This is a genomic window from Brevundimonas sp., from assembly GCF_965278935.1.
Classification (GTDB): domain Bacteria; phylum Pseudomonadota; class Alphaproteobacteria; order Caulobacterales; family Caulobacteraceae; genus Brevundimonas.
The window spans coordinates 729,592-747,789 of record NZ_OZ257124.1 but is presented as its reverse complement, the minus strand read 5'-3'; the positions used below and the strand labels follow the sequence as shown (position 1 = coordinate 747,789).

Below are 18,198 nucleotides of genomic sequence, written 5' to 3'. Positions count from 1 at the left end.
TCGCCTGAAAAAGGGCGGCGTCCGCGAGGACGCCGCCCTTCTTTTCGTCTGACGCTCAGGCGGTTCAGCCGGTCGTGGTGGCGTCCGGGCGAGCGACGTTGCCGTCCTCGCGACCCGCGTCCGTCAAGGACGGTCCCGGATGGTTGCCCGGCTCGTTCACCCCGTTCGACCACTTCGCGATGAAGAAGCTGGCCAGGATGAAGGCGACGCCGATGCCGACGCCGACCCAGCCGAGGGTGTTGAACGACTCCAGGGAGGTGTTCAGCGCCGCTGCGGGATCCAGCACCTGGCCGCCGACCGTCTCGGTGCCCGCGGCGCCGGCGATCATGCCGCCGACGAAGTGAGCGATCGAGGAGGCCATGAACCAGACCGCCATCATGAAGCTGACGATCGCCGGCACCGAAAGCTTGGTGATCTCCGACAGACCGACAGGCGACAGGAACAGCTCGCCGGTCGAATGCAGCAGGTACAGCAGCGCCAGCAGGATCAGAGGCGTGCGGAAGGCGTCGTCCACCATGCCCGAGTTGGCGCCCCAGACGATGACCAGGAAGCCGAGGCCGACCTGAATGATGCCCAGGCCGAACTTGACCACCGGATTGGGGTCCATCTTGCGGTTGGCCAGCCAGACCCACAGCGCCGCGAAGATGGGCGCGAAGATCAGGATGAAGCCGGCGTTGAACGACTGGGTCTGGGAGGCCGACATGGAGGTGTCGATCCAGCTCCACCAGTTCGCGGTATTGATGCCCGCGGCCGCCAGCTGATCGGGCGAGCCCATGGGGATGCCCAGGAAGGTGACGGCCTGGCTGGTCAGGGCCAGATCGACGTTGCGGTCGGCGAACAGATTCAGCGACGAGCCGGCCTGTTCGAACAGGGTGAAGAAGATCACCGAGCCGAACACCAGCACCATGGCCAGCATCATCCGCTCACGCGCGACCTTGTCGCACTTGAAGATGATGAACCAGGTGATGAAGGCCAGCGACAGGACCGTCGAGATGATCAGGCCGGTGCCGACGAGATTGTGGTTCGGAACGATGAACCACAGGGCGCCAACGCCGACGATAGCCAGCAGGTAGATCAGGCTTTCGCGGTTCAGGAAGCCCATGACCGGCTGCTTGATGAGCGCCGGAACGGGCGGTTCGCCCTTGCCCTGAAGCAGGGGTTTGCCCAGCCAGAAGACGATCAGGCCGGCCAGCATGCCGATGCCGGCGAGGCCGAAGCCCCAGCTCCAGCCGAATCGCTGGCCCAGCAGGCCGCACAGCACGGCCGCCCAGAACGAGCCCAGGTTGATGCCATAGTAGTAGAGGGTGAAGCCCGAATCCCGGCGTGGATCGCCCTGCGGATACAGCTGGCCGACCAGGGTCGAGATGTTCGGCTTGAGGAAGCCGACGCCCATGATGATCAGCGACAGAGCCAGGTAGAAGACGTTGACGCCCATCGGATCGCGGGCGGCCGTCAGCTCGTAGCTGCCTTCCGCGAGCGTACCCGGGATGGCCGAATTGGCCGGCAGGTCGGTGATGGTCAGACCGCCGCCCTCGGCCGGAGTGAAGTGATAGGGCTGTCCGCCGACCACGACCTGGGAGGTCTGGGTGTCGCCACGGCCGTCGATCTGAATGTCGTAGACGGCGCCGCCATAGGCCAGGGTCTGGGTCGAGGGATTGCCCTCGAACGCCATCATGCCGTGACCGGCGACCAGCAGGATCGCCCCGAACATGATCGCCTTGCGCGTGCCGATATAACGGTCGGCCACGATGCCGCCGATCAGCGGCAGCAGGTACACGAGGGAGGCGTAGGAGCCGTACTGGCCCGAGGCGAAGCCGTCGTCGAAGAGGAAATGCTGGGTCAGATAGAAGATCAGAAGACCGCGCATGCCGTAGAAGGAGAACCGTTCCCACATCTCGGCGAAGAAGCAGACCAACAGCCCCTTGGGGTGGGTCTTGAGGATTTGCAGCAGCACCGGAAGCCCGGTCGCCAGGGTGATGATCACCCCCAGAAGGATGACGATGTTCACGCCTGACCTCCCGCGTTGCTCGTAAGTCGTCGAAGCCCGAGGGCCCCCTCTTCGGTCTGGATCAACCGCCCACTCCCTAACGCCGCGCCGAACGGGCGCGCTCAAGCCGGCATAAGCAGCACGCCGGGCAAGACCGGACAAGCCTTATGGATAATCGAACCGTCACAGGGCGGCGATGAACCGCAGGTGAATCGGTTGGGGCCGGGACTTTTCCCGCCCCCGTGGGGGAGGGTCGTCGCGCAGTGACGGGGTGGGGGCGGCGGGGCGATGCGGACGCAGGCTGTGAGGTTTGCCTTGCCGGCCCCCCATCGGCGATGCGGATGCAGGCCTGTGGTGTTTTGCCTTGCCGCCCCCACCCCGGCTTCGCCTTCGGCTCAGCCACCCTCCCCCGGAGGGGGAGGGAGACTGCCAGGCGTGCGTCATCGCTCTTCCGCTGTGAACGGGTGGGGAAGTCGACGGAGCCCGGGCGGTCGCCCGGAACCGATGTGGCCCCTGCTTTCGCGTTACGGGGACCGGATGAGAAGTTTTCGGCTCGCGCCAAGGGCTCCGTCGCGCTCGATTGGACGTGAGCAGTCGATGGTGGGCTTCGGTGCGGCCTGTCGGGTGTGGCTGTTTCGCCCCCGACGCTTGTCGCCGTTTAATCCCAGAAAGACTTAAGCCCACGACGGGCGGAGGGTTTCAGGCCCCTCCGGGCTCCGGGGTTTTACGCCCCCCGGACAGTCCCGCATCGCTTCCGGTTCGTGCCTCCGCAAGTCCAGGTTCTACGCCGGACAAGGGTCCTCGGTCGGATCCACGATGCAGTTTCCCGCTCGATCGCGCCCCACAGCACGTCCGGGTCCTGGGCCCAGGACGCCTTCCCCATGCGATGGGACATCCAGAAGTGTACGCGCGGTCAGGGAGGGGGCGCGGATAAAGGCTCTAAATAATCCCGGGCGTTGAAATCCTTGGGGTCCTGGGCGGATGTGTTGATGGGTATGGCCCGGAATCCCTCTCCCGCCGAGAGAGCGAATCTAGTGAAAATCCCGGGACCCCGGCAGGATGCGCACGTCCCTCGGATGTCGTCCGCGCGTCGGGGCGTGGCCCGATCCCGGCGTCGGATCGGTCGACAGGTGACCCAGCATCGGAGTCCAGTCGATGAGGTCCTCGACCACCAGATGGGTCACGCCCTCCTCCGATCGCTGGATCTTGCCGACGGCCAGCACCATCCGCGCCCCCATGGCCACGGGACGCAGCCGTTCGAACACGTCGGGCCAGACCACGAGGTTGGCCACCGCCGTCTCGTCCTCGAGGGTCAGGAAGACCACCCCCTTGGCCGAGCCCGGCCGCTGACGCACCAGCACCACACCGCCGACGCGGACGCGACGCCCGTCCTTCACGCTCCTGCAGGCCTCGGCGGTCACGGCGCCCGCCTTCGTCAACCGCTCACGCAGGAAGGCGACCGGATGCCCCTTCAGCGACAGCCGGATCGTCTGATAGTCACCGACCACCTCCTCGGCGTCGGTCAGGCGCGGCAGGGCCGCAGGCGGCGACCCGTCCGCCTCGTCCAGCCCCATGGCCGCAAACAGGGGCGCCGATGACGCCGGCGCCGCCCCCTTGGCCGCCCACATCCCCTGACGACGGCTGAGATCGAGCGACCCGTAGGCGTCAGCCTCGGCCAGGCGGTCGAGGGCGGAAGGGGGAAGGTCGGCGCGGATGCGCAGGTCCTCAAGGTCGCGGAAGGGGGCGAGGGCGCGCTCCGCCATGACCTTGAGCGCCCAATCCTTCTTGAACCCGTCGATGGAGCGCAAACCGAGACGCATGGCACGCTGCTCCGACGTCCGGCCCGGTTCCAAGGTCGCATCCCAGTCACTGGCGTTCAGATCGGGATGGCGCACCTCGACGCCATGCTCCCGGGCGTCTCGCACGATCTGGGCCGGGGCATAGAAGCCCATCGGCTGGCTGTTCAGCAGACAGGCTGCGAAGACGTCCGGGTAGAAGCATTTCACCCAGGCGGAGATGTAGACGAGGAAGGCGAAGGAGCAAGCATGGCTCTCGGGGAAGCCATACTCGCCGAAGCCCTTGATCTGGTTGAAGCATTTCTGGGCGAAGTCCGGGTCGTAACCTCGTCTGATCATCCCGTCCACCATCAGGACTTCGTACTCCCCGATGGTGCCCATATGCCTGAATGTCGCCATGGCCCGACGCAGGCCGTTCGCCTGTTCGCCGCTGAACTCGGCGGCGACCATGGCGATCTTCATGGCCTGTTCCTGAAACAGGGGCACGCCGAGGGTCTTTCTGAGGACGTTCGTCAGTTCGAGCGGGTCCGCTCGCGAGCCAGGCATCTCGAACCGGTAGCTGCCGCGACCATGCACCGCCTCGTGGGCGCGTCGCTCCGTGCGGCGCTTGAGATAAGGATGGACCATGTCGCCCTGGATCGGGCCTGGCCGGACGATGGCCACCTGAACGACCAGATCGTAGAAGACCCGAGGCCGCAAGCGCGGCAACATCGCCATCTGGGCCCGGCTTTCCACCTGAAAGACACCCAGCGAGTCTCCCTTGCACAGCATGTCGTAAACTTCCGGCCGTTCCGTCGGGACGGTGTCCAGCGCCAGCTGATGGTCGTAGCTTTCGCCGATCATCCGGAAGGCGCGCTTCATCGCCGTCAGCATCCCAAGCGCCAGCACATCGACCTTCATCAGATTGAGATGATCGATGTCGTCCTTGTCCCACTCGATGAAGGTGCGGTCCGGCATGGCGGCATTGCCGATGGGCACGATCTCCACCAGCGGCCCCTGGCTCAGAACGAAGCCCCCGACGTGCTGGCTGAGATGGCGCGGAAACTTGATCAGTTCGGCTGTCAGCCTCAGGGCCAGATCCATGCGAACGTCGTCGCGATCCAGACCTGTTCTGTCGACATGATCGTCCTTCACCGCGTCGCCGAAGGATCCCCAGACGGTGTCGGCCATCCGAGCGGTGACGTCATCGGTCAGACCCAGCGCCTTGCCGACATCGCGGATCGCCGAGCGTGGCCGATAGTGGATGATGGTGGCGACGATGCCGGCCCGGTCGCGGCCGTAGCGCTCATAGACATGCTGCATCACCAGTTCGCGCCGCTCATGCTCGAAATCGACGTCGATGTCCGGCGGCTCCGACCGGTTGGAGGAGATGAACCGCTCGATCAGCATGTCCTGGCTGGTCGGATTGACGTTGGTGATGCCCAGGCAGAAGCAGATGACGGAGTTGGCGGCCGAGCCCCTCCCCTGACAGAGAATGTTCCGGTCCGGATGCCGCGCCCATGCGACCACTTCGTGCACGGTCAGAAAATACGGCGCGTATCCTCGCTCCCGCACAAGCCGAAGCTCCTTGCGGATTGTCCTGACCACATGGGCCGGCACGGGCCCCTGATCACGTGGCCATTTCTCTCGCGCCCCCTTGCAGGTCAGTCGGATCAGCCAGCCCTGCGGCGACCATCCCGGCGGTACCGGTTCGTCCGGGTATTGATAGCTGAGCTCCCGCAGGGAGAACGAACACCCCCGCACCACCTCCATCGTCCGGTCCAGAGCCGCCTCGTGCCCCCGGAACAGGCGGGCCATTTCGACGGCGGGCTTGAGAGAACGCTCTCCGTTGACCTGAAGGCGCAGCCCCGCCTTGTCGATGGTCGTGCCCTCGCGGATGCAGGTCAGGACGTCCTGCATCGGGCGACGGTCGGGGTGGTGATACATCGCGGCGTTGGTGGCGATCATCGGCGCGCCGGTGCGGTTGGCCATGCCCGCCAGACGGTTCAGCCGCGCCCGGTCGTCGCCGCGCCACAGGGGGGCGGCGGCCAGATAGAGCGTGTCGGGCCAGGCACGACGCCAGGCGAGAAGGCGGGCCTCGAAGGCGGCGTCGGGAACCTCGGGTGCGACGGCGAGGGCGATCAGGCCTGCGCCGTGGGCCACGGCCTGATCGAAGGTCAGGCGGGTGTCGCCCTTGGCGGTGCGATCGGGCCTGGCGTCGTCGTCCTCGACCGGCTGGACGAGGCGGAGATGCGGGTGGGGCGAATGCGGGGGCGCATCGTCGAGGATCTCGCTCTTGCCCAGGGTCAGCAGGCGGCACAGGCGACCATAGGCCGCCCGGTCGCGGGGGAAGACGATCAGTTCCGTCCCGTCGAGGAACCCGAGCCGGACCCCGACGACCAGTCGTATGTCATAGTCCTCGGCGCCCATCAGCGCCCGGACGATGCCGGCCAGGGTATTGCGATCGGCGATCCCGACGGCGGCGAGACCCAGGGCCTTGGCCTGCATCATCATCTCGCCGGGATGGGACGCGCCCTCCAGGAAGCTGAAGTTCGTCATCGCGCCGAGCTCGGCGTATTCGCCAGACCACGCGCTCACGGGAATATCCCGTGCATCCACCAGGACGGCGCACGCTCGTCCTTCGCGCCTGTGTACTCCGATCCGTACAGCCCCTCGCGGAACAGCCAGTAGCGCAGGCCCTGATCGTCCTCGATGCGGTAGTAGTCGCGGGTGCGGGACAGACGACCATCAGGGCGCGGCCGCCACCATTCGGGCGACAGGCGTTCGGGGCCGTCGGCGCGGGTCACCTTGCGCAGCACCCGTCGCCAGGTGAACTGGGCCGGGGTTCCATCGGGCAGGTCGGCCGTAGTCTCCACCGGCTCAGGCGGATCGAGCAACATCAGAGGCCGGGCGCGCTGCGGATCACCGGCCCCCTCTTCCTTCGGCGGGGGCTTGGCGAGAGCCGGTCGCCAGCGTTCGGCGCGTTCGGGCAGCCACGAGCCAAAGGGGTCGGCGACGCGGACCGCCCCCTCTCCCAGCCGGGCCGAGAGCCGGTCGATCAGAGCGGCCAGGCCTTCGGCGTGGCGGGTCTGCTGCTCCTCGCCCATGACGACCTGGAGGGCGACCACAGGCTCGGTCAGGTCAGCGGTCAGCATCAGGGCGTCGATGCCGAAGCCGGGATCGATCCGCTCGATCCCCGTCTCTCGGAACAGCCGCATCCAGATCGACACGTCGCGGAGCGCCCGACCCATTCGGACCGACACCGCACTGGTCCGGCCGTCGACGCGGAAGGCGGTCAGGGTCAGGGCCCGCGCGCCCTGACCGTCCTCCTCCATCGACCGGGCGAGGCTTTCGGCCAGGCCCGGCAGGCGCGCCTCGATCCCGGCCGTGTCGGTCAGGGGATCGGCATAGGCTTCCCAGCCGCGATAGCGGGGAGGGGCGCGGGTCGGGATCAGGGCCTCGTTGGCGGCGCCCACGGCCTGATCCAGCCGGCGCACCAGACCGACCCCGGCGCCGTCCCGGAAGCGGCGGGCGAGGCCGGCCCGCGGCATGGGATAGAGGTCGCCGATCCGCCTGAGCCCGAACCGCTTCGTCTGTTTCAGTGCGGCGTCGGTGATGCGAAGGGATTCGACCGGAAGGGGTGCGAGGGCCTCACGAACGTCGGCGTCGGTCGCGATCCGGGTCGCGGTCCCGTAGCGCGCCAGAGCCCAAGCGGCGCCGGGCGACGGGGCCATGGCGGCGCGGGCGCGGATGCCGGCCTCGGCCAGCCGCTGCTCGATGCGGGCGATGGCCCTGTCCTCGCCGCCGAACAGATGGGTCGCGCCGGTCAGGTCGAGGAACAATCCCTCCAGCCCGCCGTCGGAGGGATCGACCGTGACGGCCGGCGACCACCGCTCGCCCCAGACGGCGAGAGCCTCCAGCGCGCGCAGATCGGCGGCGGGATCGGCGGGATGGCAGGCCAGGCGCGGAATCATGGCCAGGGCGTCGGCCTGGGTCTGGCCTCGCGACAGGTTCACGACGCGGGCGGCAGGGTTCAGGGCATGGAGGATCGCACCCCGCGCGGTGCGCAGGATCAGGGCCAGAGGGCCCGCATCGGCCGCGAACGGATCAGGCGTACCGGGGCCGGCCGATCGGACCCAGACCGTCACCGGCCAGTCGATCAGCCAGACGGAGACGATGCGTCTCATCATCCTGCTCCAGCATCCACACGCCCGGCCGCTCCATCCGGCTGCGGGTCATTTCGGCACGGATCGTCATCCGGCCCGGCGCGCGTTCGTCGAAGACGTCTCCGCCACTCGCACAGGTTGTGATGCGCCAACGCCGCCGCGCCGCGCTGAGGTCGCCGGAGCGGGCGCGCAACAGAAGACCGGAACAGCCGCCGTCACGGGCGGCGAATTCCAGCCGCCGGGTCTGGGCGAGTTCGGCGCCGTCGATGGTCCCGATCACCAGGGCGGCCCCGCCGGATCGCAACGCCTGTTCCATGGCCCACAGGGCCAGGGCCTCGGTTCTGGTCTCGACCAGGACGAAGCCTTCGCGCGCCTGAAAGTCCCGCAGGCCGGGACCATAGGGGCGGCCATTCTCCCGCAGCCAGTTCTGCGTGGCGGTCATGACGACGCCGCGCCCCGTATCCAGCGACGTGCGGCAGAGGGTGAAGGCGAACGCCGCAGCCATGTCGCGTGCGCCGGCCGCGCACACCTCTTCAAGCCCCTCCGACAGGGGAGACAGGGGCGGCGGGGCGGCTTCGGGTTCTGACGATGGATGAACGGACATGGCGGGAAAAGACTCCATGTTCATTATTTGTTCCGGTCAGGACAGAGTCAAACCAGAATCGTGGCGCTTAATGGATTTCCCATGATTTCTACCTATACGGGTTCGATCTGGCGCGCCTTGTGCAAGGAGACGCCTAGGGGGCCACTCTGTCTCGCAATGGAACCAGACGGATGACTATTTCGGTTCGACCTGTCGACGCCGGGGATACCGGCGCCATCAACGCCCTGCACCGCTCCGTGGGCTGGCCGGGCCGTTCGGAGGCGGGCTGGCGCTGGCTGGCCGACAATCCGGCGCGGCTGGAAACCGGCGCTCCGGCCGGCTGGCTGCTGGAGACCGAGGACGGCGAGGCCTGCGGCTTCACCGGAAACTTCGTCCAGCGCTTTCATCACGGCGACCAGATCGTCCACGGCGTCACCGGCTTTTCGATCATCGTCACGGACCGTGCGCGGGGCAGCAGTCGCAAACTGCTGACCGCCTTCCACAGCCAGCCGGACATGTTCGCCCTCTACACCTTCAACGCCAATCCGGTCTCGGCCCCGCTCTACAAACGCTACGGCATGGTCGCCTGGCCGCCGGAGACACACGACGTGAAACTGTCGTGGCGCGTCGACACCCTGGCCTGCGCCGGAGGGCGGTTGTGGCGAGAGATCGATCGTCGGGCCCCGCGACTGACCGAAGCCCGGGCCGAGCGATTGCTCAACCCCCGCCTTCATGAACCGGACACCCTGAACCTCCCGGCCGGGGTGTCGGTTCTGACCGATCTGGGCGACCAGTCACGGTTCGCGAATTTCTGGGACGCCCTGAAGCGCGAAGGACGCGTGATTGCGGACCGCAGTCCGGCCATGCTGCGCTGGCGACTGGCCGATCCCGATCTGACGCTGCGCCCGCTTCTGCTGGCCTTCCATCGCGGCGAGACGATCGGCGGCTATGCGATGGCCATGATGTCCAAGGGCAATCCGATCGAGCCGCCGATGCTCGAGATCATCGATCTGGTGGCGCTTGAGGGCGAGGCCGACGCCATTCCGACCCTGATGCAGGCCCTTCTCGGCAATGCCCACGGTCTGGGCGCGGCGAAACTCCGCATACAGACGGTCAGTCCGGACCTGCTTCGCCGTCTCGGCCCGCTCGCCGCCTCGGCCCGACGCGAAGGCGGCTGGGGTCACTGTCATGTGAAGTTCGGCCCCAGGTCGCCGGGCGCCGCGATCTGGTCGCCGACTCCGTTCGACGGCGACTACGGAATCTGCCTGAGGCCCGTGCCGGTGGCCATGGCGGCGCGGCGGGTGGCCTGAGGAAGGCAGTAGGCAGTAGGCAGTAGGCAGTAGGCGAAGTGATCGACCTTTAAGGCGGTCAATACCGTCGCCCGGTCCACGGCCTGCGGCGTAATGCCTAGATCTTCCGCGCCTTCAGCTCGTCGCGGATTTCGGTCAGCAGCGCCTCGGTCGGGGTCGGGGCCGGCGGAGCCGAGGGCGTCGGGTCGGCGGCTTCCGCGCGGCGCAGGCGGTTGATGCCCTTGACCATCAGGAAGACCACGAAGGCCACGATCACGAACTGGATCAGGGTGTTGATGAAGGCGCCGTACTGGATGGCGACCTCCTCGATCGCCTCCGTCGTCGGATCCTCGGGCGACAGCACCCATTTCAGTTCGGAGAAGTCGACGCGACCCAGCAACAGGCCGATCGGCGGCATCACGACCTGTTCGACCAGACTGGTGACGATCTTGCCGAATGACGCGCCGATGATGACGCCGACCGCCAGGTCGACGACATTGCCGCGCGCGGCGAACTCCTTGAACTCGCTCAGCAGGCTCACGGCTTCCCCTTCAATTTTCTGGCGTCAGACATCCGGACCTTACGGTTCAGGCGTCCCCGGAGGCATTGAGCCTCTCGCGCAACTCCTTGCCGCTCTTGAAGAAGGGCACGGACTTGGCGGGCACGTCCACGGTCTCGCCGGTGCGGGGGTTACGCCCCGCCCTCGCCGGCCGCGCTCTGACGGAGAACGCGCCGAAGCCCCGAAGCTCGACACGACCGCCCTCGGCCATGGCCTCGGTCATGCGACCGAGCACGACATTGACCACGCGCTCGACCTCCGCATGCGTGAGATGCGTATTCTCGGCCGCCAGTTTTTCGATCAACTCTGACTTGATCATATCCGGACCCCCGTCCCTTCCTGCTCAGCTTCGAGCAAATACGGGTGCAACTTCAACTCGGTTGCAAAGACATACTAGCCCTCGCCCGGCTGGCGAAAAAGGCCTGATCGTCAGTTTCCGTCAGGGAAGAGCGTTAAATGTCGATAACCGTACATCGATCGGCGAACGCCGACGCGGGTGTAACCGGTTGCAGAACCCGGATCGGTATTTTTCGCTAGCCATGAAAAAAGCGGCCGGATTACTCCGGCCGCCTTCTCGTTTCCTGTGGCCTGACGCCTGGCTCGCGGAGCCAGGCGGCTGAGGCTTCGTTTCGGTCGGAAGGATTACTCCTTGCCGGCCTTCTCGCGCAGGGCCGCACCGAGGATGTCGCCCAGCGAGGCGCCCGAGTCCGAGGACCCGAACTGATCGATGGCTTCCTTCTCGTCGGCCATTTCCAGAGCCTTGATCGAGACCGAGACGCGACGCGTGGCCTTGTCGATGCCCGTGATCTGGGCGTCGACGCGGTCGCCGACGGCGAACTTCTCGGGACGCTGCTCGTTGCGGTCGCGGCTGATGTCCGACTTGCGCACGAAGGAGGAGACCGGCGCGTCGTCGTCGCCGAACTTGACCTCGATGCCGCCCGACTCGATGGACGTGACGGTCAGGGTGACGGTCTGGCCCTTCTTGTAGGTGTCGCCGTCGCCGACCGGATCACCGCCCAGCTGCTTGATGCCGAGCGAGACGCGTTCCTTCTCGACGTCGACGTCCAGGACCTTGGCCTTGACCATCTCGCCCTTGCGGTAGCGCTGGATGGCTTCTTCACCCGAGACCGACCAGTCGAGGTCGGACAGGTGCACCATGCCGTCGATGTCGTTGTCCAGGCCGATGAACAGGCCGAACTCGGTGGCGTTCTTGACTTCGCCCTCGACGGTCGAGCCGATCGGGTTGGCGGCGACGAACGCATCCCACGGATTGTCCTGGGCCTGCTTCAGGCCCAGCGAGATGCGGCGCTTGGAGGCGTCGACATCCAGAACCACGACGTCGACTTCCTGCGAGGTCGAGACGATCTTGCCGGGGTGGACGTTCTTCTTGGTCCAGGACATTTCCGAGACGTGGACCAGGCCCTCGACGCCGGCTTCCAGCTCAACAAACGCGCCGTAGTCGGTGATGTTGGTGATGCGGCCCGTGTACTTGGCGCCCGGCGGGTATTTGGCTTCGACGCCGTCCCACGGATCGCTTTGCAGCTGCTTCATGCCCAGCGAGATGCGCTGGGTGTCCGGGTTGATCTTGACGATCTGGACCTGGACGGTGTCGCCGACGGCGAGCACCTGCGACGGGTGGGAGACGCGCTTCCACGACATGTCGGTGACGTGCAGCAGGCCGTCGATGCCGCCGAGGTCCACGAACGCGCCGTAGTCGGTGATGTTCTTGACGACGCCGTCGCGGACTTCACCCTCTTGCAGCTGGCCGACCAGCTCCGTGCGCTGTTCGGCGCGGGCTTCTTCCAGGATCGCACGACGCGAGACGACGATGTTGCCGCGCGGGCGGTCCATCTTGAGGATCTGGAACGGCTGTTCCTTGCCCATCAGCGGGCCGACGTCGCGCACCGGGCGGATGTCGACCTGCGAACCGGGCAGGAAGGCCGAGGCGCCGCCCAGGTCGACGGTGAAGCCGCCCTTGACGCGACCGACGATGGCGCCGTTGACCGGGTGACCTTCGGCGAAGACGACTTCCAGACGGGTCCAGGCTTCTTCGCGGCGAGCCTTGTCGCGGCTGATGACGGCCTCGCCCAGGGCGTTCTCGACGCGCTCCAGGTAGACTTCGACGTCATCGCCGACCTTCGGGATGACGGCGCCTTCGCCCTGACCGAACTCGCGGGCGGGGATGCGGCCTTCGGTCTTCAGACCGACGTCGATGATGATGATGTCTTTTTCGATGCCGACGACGCGGCCGTGGACGACCTGGCCTTCGCCGAGGTCGCGGCCTTGCAGCTGCTCGTCGAGCAGGGCGGAGAAGTCGTCGCGAGTGGGGTTGAGAGTATCAGACATGAAGCTCTGGTGTTTCCGATAGGGCTGTGGCGCGTGACCGGACGGCCCCGCGCGAGGTGAAGTTGGGATAGGAAGTCGGTGTTCGCGGCGAGGCTCAGCTGAACCAGAGCGCCCGCGGAAGCCGAGGATTGGAGCGTTGGATTTGCGAAGGCGGTCTAGAGACCGTGTTTCGCGCGCGCCGCCTCGACGATACGGCGGGCCGCATCGAAGGCGGCTTCTATATCCATATCGGTCGTGTCCAGCAAGATGGCGTCGTCGGCCTGGACCATGGGGGCCGAGCCGCGGCCGGCGTCGCGCTCGTCCCGACGCTGGATATCGGCCAACATGGCCTCGTAGGTGATGGGATCGCCTCGGCCGGTCAGTTGCAGCCAGCGGCGGTGGGCGCGGGTCTCGGGCGTCGCGGTGACGAACAGCTTGGCCTGGGCGTCGGGGGCGATGACGGTGCCGATGTCGCGCCCGTCGAGCACGGCCCCGCCCGCCTGACGCGCAAAGGCCTGTTGCAGATCGAGCAGGGCCGCGCGAACGCCGGGAAAGCCCGCGACGCGGCTGGCCGCCTCGCCGGCGTCGCCACTGGTCAGGGCGGCGTCGTCGGACAGCCTGTCTGTATCGAGAGCGCGAGCGGCGGCCTCGGCCGCCCTGGCGTCGCCCAGATCACCGCCGCCGGTCAGGACGTCGAGCCCCACGGCGCGGTACAGCAGGCCGGTGTCGAGGAACGGCAGGTCGTATTCGCGAGCCAGGCGCGAGGCAATCGTGCCCTTGCCCGAGGCGGCGGGCCCGTCGACGGCGATGACGAACGGCTGGGTCAGGAGGCGGTCCCTCGGGCGCGGGTGAGCACGATCATCCGTGAATCTCCGTAGAAGCCGCTCCGGCTCCGGAACACAAGCGATCAGTTAATCCCGGTAGAGACGCCGCGAGCAGGCGAACCAGATCGCCAGCCCACCGAGCGCGATCCAGATCAGCGCCGCCAGGACATTCAGCGCCAGGGTGATGTCGAACATGATCGGCCGCTCATCCTGCAACATCCAGCCATACTTGCCCCGGATGCGGCCGGTCGTCAGGCCGGTCCAGACCTGATGACCGACGCTCCAGAGACAGGCCAGACAAACTATGGCGGCGACGGACGAGGCTGACCGCCAGATCAGTTCCTCTCGCCGGGCCAGCAAGGTCACGTCCAGTGCTTCCAACGGATCAGCACCAAGAGGGCGAAGGCGGCCAACCCGAGCCAGAAGAGACTGCCCACGCCGAAGACAGCGACGGTGAAGTAATAGAACGGGTCGCCCTCGGCCCTGAAATACCGCGCGCCATGCTTGCCGGCCGCGACGCCGGTGCGGATGCAATCGATCGCCAGCCAGGTGGTGAAGCCGAAGCCGGTCAGGCAGATCAGAAGGCCGGCCAGAGCCGGGAAGCGTAGCAACAGGTCCCGCGGGCTTCTCACCCGACGTCGCCGCCCAGCCCCTGAATCATCTCGACGAAGCCGGGGAAGGAGGTGGCGATCATGTCGGGTTCGTCGACCGTGACGGCGTTCTGGGCTGCGAGGCCGAGCACCAGATGGCTCATGGCGATGCGGTGATCGTGGGCGGTGTGAACGGTCGCCGCGCCCGGAACGGAACCGCCCGTGACGATGAAACCCTCGGGCTCCTCCTCCACGGCGACGCCGCAGGCGCGCAGGCCGTCGACCATCAGGCGGATGCGGTCGCTCTCCTTGACCCGCATCTCGCCGACGCCGCGCATGACGGTCTGCCCCGAGGCGAAGGCGGCCGTGGCGGCGAGGATCGGATACTCGTCGATCATCGAGGCGGCGCGGTTTTCCGGCACGACGACGCCTTTCAGGGCGGAGTGGCGGGCGGTGATGTCGCCGACGTCCTCGCCGCCCGAGACGCGGCGGTTGGCGATGGTCAGGTCCGCGCCCATCTCGATCCAGGTGTCGAACAGGCCGGTGCGCAGGGGGTTCAGCATCACCCCTTTGACCGTGACTTCGGAACCCGGAACGATCAGACCCGCCGCGAGCGGGAAGGCGGCCGAGGACGGATCGCCCGGCACGGAGACGACGGTTCCGGACAGGGGCTGGCCGCCCTGAAGGCGAATGACCCAGCCTTCGCCGTCTTCCTCGACATCGACGGTCGCGCCGAAGGCCCGCAGCATCCGCTCGGTGTGGTCGCGGCTCTTCTCCGGTTCGGTGACGGAGGTGACCCCGGTCGCGTTCAGACCGGCCAGCATAATGGCCGACTTGACCTGGGCCGAGGCGACGGTCTGGAGGTGATCAATGGCCGACAGCTTCCCGCCCGTCAGGATCGCGGGCAACAGGCCGGGCCTGCCGCTCCAGTCGAAGGTCGCGCCCATCCGGGTCAGGTGGTCGGTGACCCGCCCCATCGGCCGGGTCCGGAGAGACGCGTCCCCATCGAACGTCACGGTGATCGGATAGCCGGCCGCCGCCCCCATCAGGAGACGGGCGCCCGTGCCGGCGTTGCCGCAGTCGATGACGCCGGCCGGAGCCCTGAGACCGCCGCGTCCCGTGATCCGCCACCTGCCGCCGCCGAGCGGCTCGACCGTCGCGCCGAAGGCCTCGGCCGCGCGGGCGGTGGCCAGGACGTCGTCGCCTTCCAGCAGGCCGTCGATCTCGGTCACGCCGGAGGCCATGGCGCCCAGGATCAGGGAGCGGTGGGAGATGGACTTGTCGCCCGGCGCCCGGACGGTTCCGCGCAGGGGGCGGCCGGGGCGCGCGGTCAGATGGGAGGCGGTGGAGGCCACGGAGGCTCCATGGAAGGCAGTGGGGGAGGGTGCGGGCGAAGGCCACGCGGAACACGGCTTTTGACAGCGCCCCCCCATAGTGGCAAGGGACGCGGCCGAAATCCCCTCCTCCATCCAAAGGTCTCCATCACCCGTGGCCGATCCCAAACTTGGCGCCAAGCAGGTCTGCCCGAACTGCCAGGCCAAATTCTACGACCTGGGCCGTCGCCCGGCTCACTGCCCGAAGTGCGACACCGAATTCGATCCTGAAGAAGCCATCAAGCTGCGCAGCCGTCGCGGCCGTCCGGGCGGCTATGCCTCCGACGACGCCGAAGATCAGGTCGTCGAGAAGAAGGTCGACGGCGACGAGGACGAAGAAGAAGAAGTCGTCACCCCCGAAATCGACCAGGAAGGCCACGAGCCGATCCTGACCCCCGACGACGAGGACGACACCGTGGCCGATCCGTCCGAAGAGGCCGGCATGGGCACGACCGACGGCGACGACGACGATGTCCTGGCCGACGACGACGATGACGACTCCGTCCCCTTCATCGAGGACGAAGACGACGACGCCTTCGACGACGACATCGCCAAGGGCGCCAAGGACGACGACTGATCGTTCCTAACCGACTGATTTCCGGGCCGGTTTCGACCGGCCCGGCATCGACCGGAAGAATGCGAAAATAAATGGCGGAACCGGGTTGATCTGAAAATCGACCCGACATAGGTTCCGCCGCCTCGCCGGGGGCCAAACCAGACCCGGCGGACCAGACCGAAGGACATCACGTTCGAGGTTCGGGGCTTTAGCTCAGCTGGTAGAGCGCTTGCATGGCATGCAAGAGGTCAGCGGTTCGACTCCGCTAAGCTCCACCAAATTCCGAGGGGCCGGCTGCATTGCAGCCGGCCCCTTTTGGTTTGCGGCCTCAGGCCCGGGCGTCGCGCCGGTCGAAGCGGTTCAGGACGTGAACTGCGGTCGACGTCGCCAGGACCAGCAACATCGCCCAGCCGATGGCATTGAGGAACAGGCCGTTCACCGACCGGGGCAGGGACACGTCCAGCAGGTCGGAGACATGCAGCAGCACCGCGAAGCCCTGAAGCCCGGTCAGCAGGATCACCCACCGATCGGGCCAGCGGAAACACATGACGCCGTAGACCACGAGGACCAGCAGGGCCTTGAGGTCCATCAGATAGAGACGGTCGTCAGGCTGGACCCCGGCGGCCAGCAGCAGGATGCCGAACACGTCCGCCGCCTGGAGCAGGCCGGCCAGGCGCTGCCGCATCGATCCGAACAGGACCGCCGCGCCGCAGACGACGAGAACGGCCCCCGTCCCGAGGAAGACGTACAGATTGTCGTAATCGCCCGGCGCCGGCGTCATGAAGCCCCCGTTTCGAGAGACGCATCATGACGCGCTTGGCAGCGTTGGAACAGCGCCGGTTCAGGCGCGCAGCGGAACGACCGTTTCGGAACGACCGGCGCGCAGGGCCGGGTAGCGGCGTTCTTCGGGGAATTCATCCTCCTTCGGATTGACCGGGCCTTCCATGACGATGCCGAGGCGGCGCTGGATGGCCGACAGCGACTTGTGTGCACCGATGATCGAGCCACGCGCCGTAGTCATGTCGCCGAGCGCCGAACAGACCGAGACGATGACGGGCTGGGACCAGGAGGCGTGCAGGCCGGCCTCGGACTGCAGGCTGGGCAGTTCGGTGACGAGGCGCGAGGTCTTGGCCATGGCGATGTCCATGGCCTGTTCGGCGTCGTTGATCATTTGGGCGACCCGCTGGGCCGCTTCGTTGCGATTGGACATGGGGGTTCCTCTGCCGCGGCGAGCGGCATGATGCAGGGTTCATCTGGAAAAAAGGGGTGGTGCTACTGAAGCGACAGTACGAGCCGCTGGAGCATGATGGCGCCGTAGAGGGCCGCCGGCGCCGCGATGGCGAGGCCGATGGCGATCCCCGCGGCGATCCCCAGGCGGATCACTCCGGGGTGAAGGCCTAGCCGTCCAGGATTTGCGGCGGCCCGACGTCCGCCAGACAGTTGGCCGATCTCAGGATCTCGAACATGACCATCTGCCCGGTCAGGAACTTCGATTGCTCCTGCAATGCGGAGACGAGATAGGGGATCATCCGTCGGTGCCTGTCCCCGACCGAGACCTGGCCAAGCGCCAGTTCCAGATCCCGATAGGTCATCGTCGGAAGCAGGGCGTCCAGGTCGTGACCCTGATGAGGGCTGGGTTGGATTGATATCAGTTGCATCGGTTGCATCGGCATCCCCGTTGTCGAGGTCCCGATAAAGCCGCTGATCCCCCGTCCCGGATATCGGGTCCGATGCCCATAGGGGATGATCCCCTATGTTCAGATGGACGCCCGCGCCGATCAGTTTGCGCACCGCGTCGTTGCGATTGTTGGCGCCCAGCTTCTTGCAGGCCCTGGCGATCTGGGCGTCCACGGTCTTGGGCGCCGTACCCAGCTGCCGCGCTATCGCCTTGCTCTGATAGTGGGCCGCGACATAGGCCATGACCTCGCGCTCGCGCTCGGACAGGCGCGCGACCCTGAATTGCGTTTCTTCCTCGGTCTCCGGCATCCATACCGTTACCTGCGGCTGAGCGCAGGAAGTCAAGAGCGACATCTTGATCCGCCGCAGAGCGCCGGGCGGCCCGTCCCTCATCCGCTGTCCCTGGACCCGGCCAAGATCGGCATCGCCTTTGTCGCCGATGCGTTAGCGCCTATAGCTCGACTTCGGCCTTCTTCGGTCGCGGCCGCAGGCCA

16 protein-coding genes, 1 tRNA gene and 1 pseudogene are annotated in these 18,198 nt (G+C 67.0%); 3 read left to right on the top strand and 15 right to left on the bottom strand.

Features of this window, described 5'->3' with window-relative positions:
* Positions 1 to 64 precede the first annotated feature (64 nt).
* The 4 genes from ACQY68_RS03775 to ACQY68_RS03760 all read right to left on the bottom strand — a co-directional run bounded on the left by ACQY68_RS03775 (position 65) and on the right by ACQY68_RS03760 (position 8,532).
* Positions 65 to 2,008 carry a peptide MFS transporter gene (locus tag ACQY68_RS03775; RefSeq protein ID WP_428151713.1) on the bottom strand — a complete coding sequence of 648 codons (1,944 nt, stop codon included), beginning with the start codon at positions 2,006 to 2,008 and terminating at the stop codon, positions 65 to 67.
* Positions 2,009 to 3,018: 1,010 nt separating this feature from the next.
* Complete coding sequence (locus ACQY68_RS03770) at positions 3,019 to 6,360, bottom strand: error-prone DNA polymerase (protein ID WP_428151712.1); 3,342 nt, start codon at positions 6,358 to 6,360, stop codon at positions 3,019 to 3,021.
* Positions 6,357 to 7,949 (bottom strand): Y-family DNA polymerase, encoded by a 1,593-nt coding sequence (locus tag ACQY68_RS03765; RefSeq protein ID WP_428151711.1) that lies wholly within the window; start codon positions 7,947 to 7,949, stop codon positions 6,357 to 6,359. The genes ACQY68_RS03770 and ACQY68_RS03765 overlap by 4 nt, the downstream gene beginning before the upstream one ends.
* Positions 7,870 to 8,532, bottom strand: coding sequence for an ImuA family protein (locus ACQY68_RS03760; protein WP_428151710.1), 663 nt, complete (start codon positions 8,530 to 8,532; stop codon positions 7,870 to 7,872). The genes ACQY68_RS03765 and ACQY68_RS03760 overlap by 80 nt, the downstream gene beginning before the upstream one ends.
* A gap of 170 nt (positions 8,533 to 8,702) precedes the next feature.
* On the opposite strand from ACQY68_RS03760, the gene ACQY68_RS03755 reads away from it, so the two are divergent.
* Positions 8,703 to 9,821, top strand: a complete 1,119-nt coding sequence (locus tag ACQY68_RS03755; RefSeq protein WP_428151709.1) for an N-acetyltransferase — start codon at positions 8,703 to 8,705, stop codon at positions 9,819 to 9,821.
* Positions 9,822 to 9,918: 97 nt separating this feature from the next.
* Here ACQY68_RS03755 and mscL read toward each other — a convergent pair whose 3' ends face one another.
* The 7 genes from mscL to aroA form a co-directional block, all read right to left on the bottom strand.
* Positions 9,919 to 10,341: a large-conductance mechanosensitive channel protein MscL gene (mscL, locus tag ACQY68_RS03750; protein ID WP_428151708.1), complete on the bottom strand. Its 423-nt coding sequence runs from the start codon at positions 10,339 to 10,341 to the stop codon at positions 9,919 to 9,921.
* A gap of 46 nt (positions 10,342 to 10,387) precedes the next feature.
* Entirely contained in the window at positions 10,388 to 10,678 is a 291-nt protein-coding gene (locus tag ACQY68_RS03745) for an integration host factor subunit beta (RefSeq protein ID WP_298162090.1), read from the bottom strand.
* Positions 10,679 to 11,001: 323 nt separating this feature from the next.
* Positions 11,002 to 12,705, bottom strand: a complete 1,704-nt coding sequence (gene rpsA / locus ACQY68_RS03740) for a 30S ribosomal protein S1 (protein ID WP_428151707.1) — start codon at positions 12,703 to 12,705, stop codon at positions 11,002 to 11,004.
* 155 nt (positions 12,706 to 12,860) lie between these two features.
* The gene (gene cmk / locus ACQY68_RS03735) at positions 12,861 to 13,511 is read right to left on the bottom strand and encodes a (d)CMP kinase (protein WP_428152580.1); all 651 of its coding nucleotides are present in this window, start codon (positions 13,509 to 13,511) and stop codon (positions 12,861 to 12,863) included.
* 84 nt (positions 13,512 to 13,595) lie between these two features.
* The gene (locus tag ACQY68_RS03730; protein ID WP_428151705.1) at positions 13,596 to 13,874 is read right to left on the bottom strand and encodes a hypothetical protein; all 279 of its coding nucleotides are present in this window, start codon (positions 13,872 to 13,874) and stop codon (positions 13,596 to 13,598) included.
* Entirely contained in the window at positions 13,871 to 14,140 is a 270-nt protein-coding gene (locus tag ACQY68_RS03725; RefSeq protein WP_428151704.1) for a hypothetical protein, read from the bottom strand. Before ACQY68_RS03725 ends, ACQY68_RS03730 begins: the two co-directional genes overlap by 4 nt.
* A complete protein-coding gene (gene aroA, locus ACQY68_RS03720) occupies positions 14,137 to 15,453 on the bottom strand; it encodes a 3-phosphoshikimate 1-carboxyvinyltransferase (protein ID WP_428151703.1) in 1,317 nt (438 codons plus the stop codon). The genes ACQY68_RS03725 and aroA overlap by 4 nt, the downstream gene beginning before the upstream one ends.
* 133 nt (positions 15,454 to 15,586) lie before the next feature.
* On the opposite strand from aroA, the gene ACQY68_RS03715 reads away from it, so the two are divergent.
* Positions 15,587 to 16,048 carry a TIGR02300 family protein gene (locus tag ACQY68_RS03715; protein ID WP_428151702.1) on the top strand — a complete coding sequence of 154 codons (462 nt, stop codon included), beginning with the start codon at positions 15,587 to 15,589 and terminating at the stop codon, positions 16,046 to 16,048.
* A 181-nt stretch (positions 16,049 to 16,229) separates the two neighbouring features.
* Positions 16,230 to 16,305, top strand: a tRNA-Ala gene (locus ACQY68_RS03710).
* A gap of 50 nt (positions 16,306 to 16,355) precedes the next feature.
* Here ACQY68_RS03710 and ACQY68_RS03705 read toward each other — a convergent pair.
* From ACQY68_RS03705 to ACQY68_RS03690, 4 genes and pseudogenes are all read right to left on the bottom strand, one after another.
* Positions 16,356 to 16,808 carry a hypothetical protein gene (locus ACQY68_RS03705; protein ID WP_428151701.1) on the bottom strand — a complete coding sequence of 151 codons (453 nt, stop codon included), beginning with the start codon at positions 16,806 to 16,808 and terminating at the stop codon, positions 16,356 to 16,358.
* A gap of 60 nt (positions 16,809 to 16,868) precedes the next feature.
* Positions 16,869 to 17,237 (bottom strand): hypothetical protein, encoded by a 369-nt coding sequence (locus ACQY68_RS03700; RefSeq protein WP_428151700.1) that lies wholly within the window; start codon positions 17,235 to 17,237, stop codon positions 16,869 to 16,871.
* Positions 17,238 to 17,424: 187 nt separating this feature from the next.
* Positions 17,425 to 17,685 carry a hypothetical protein gene (locus tag ACQY68_RS03695; RefSeq protein WP_428152722.1) on the bottom strand — a complete coding sequence of 87 codons (261 nt, stop codon included), beginning with the start codon at positions 17,683 to 17,685 and terminating at the stop codon, positions 17,425 to 17,427.
* Positions 17,686 to 17,872: 187 nt separating this feature from the next.
* Positions 17,873 to 17,947: pseudogene (locus ACQY68_RS03690) on the bottom strand (hypothetical protein); the annotation flags it as partial.
* Between the last annotated feature and the right edge of the window lie 251 nt (positions 17,948 to 18,198).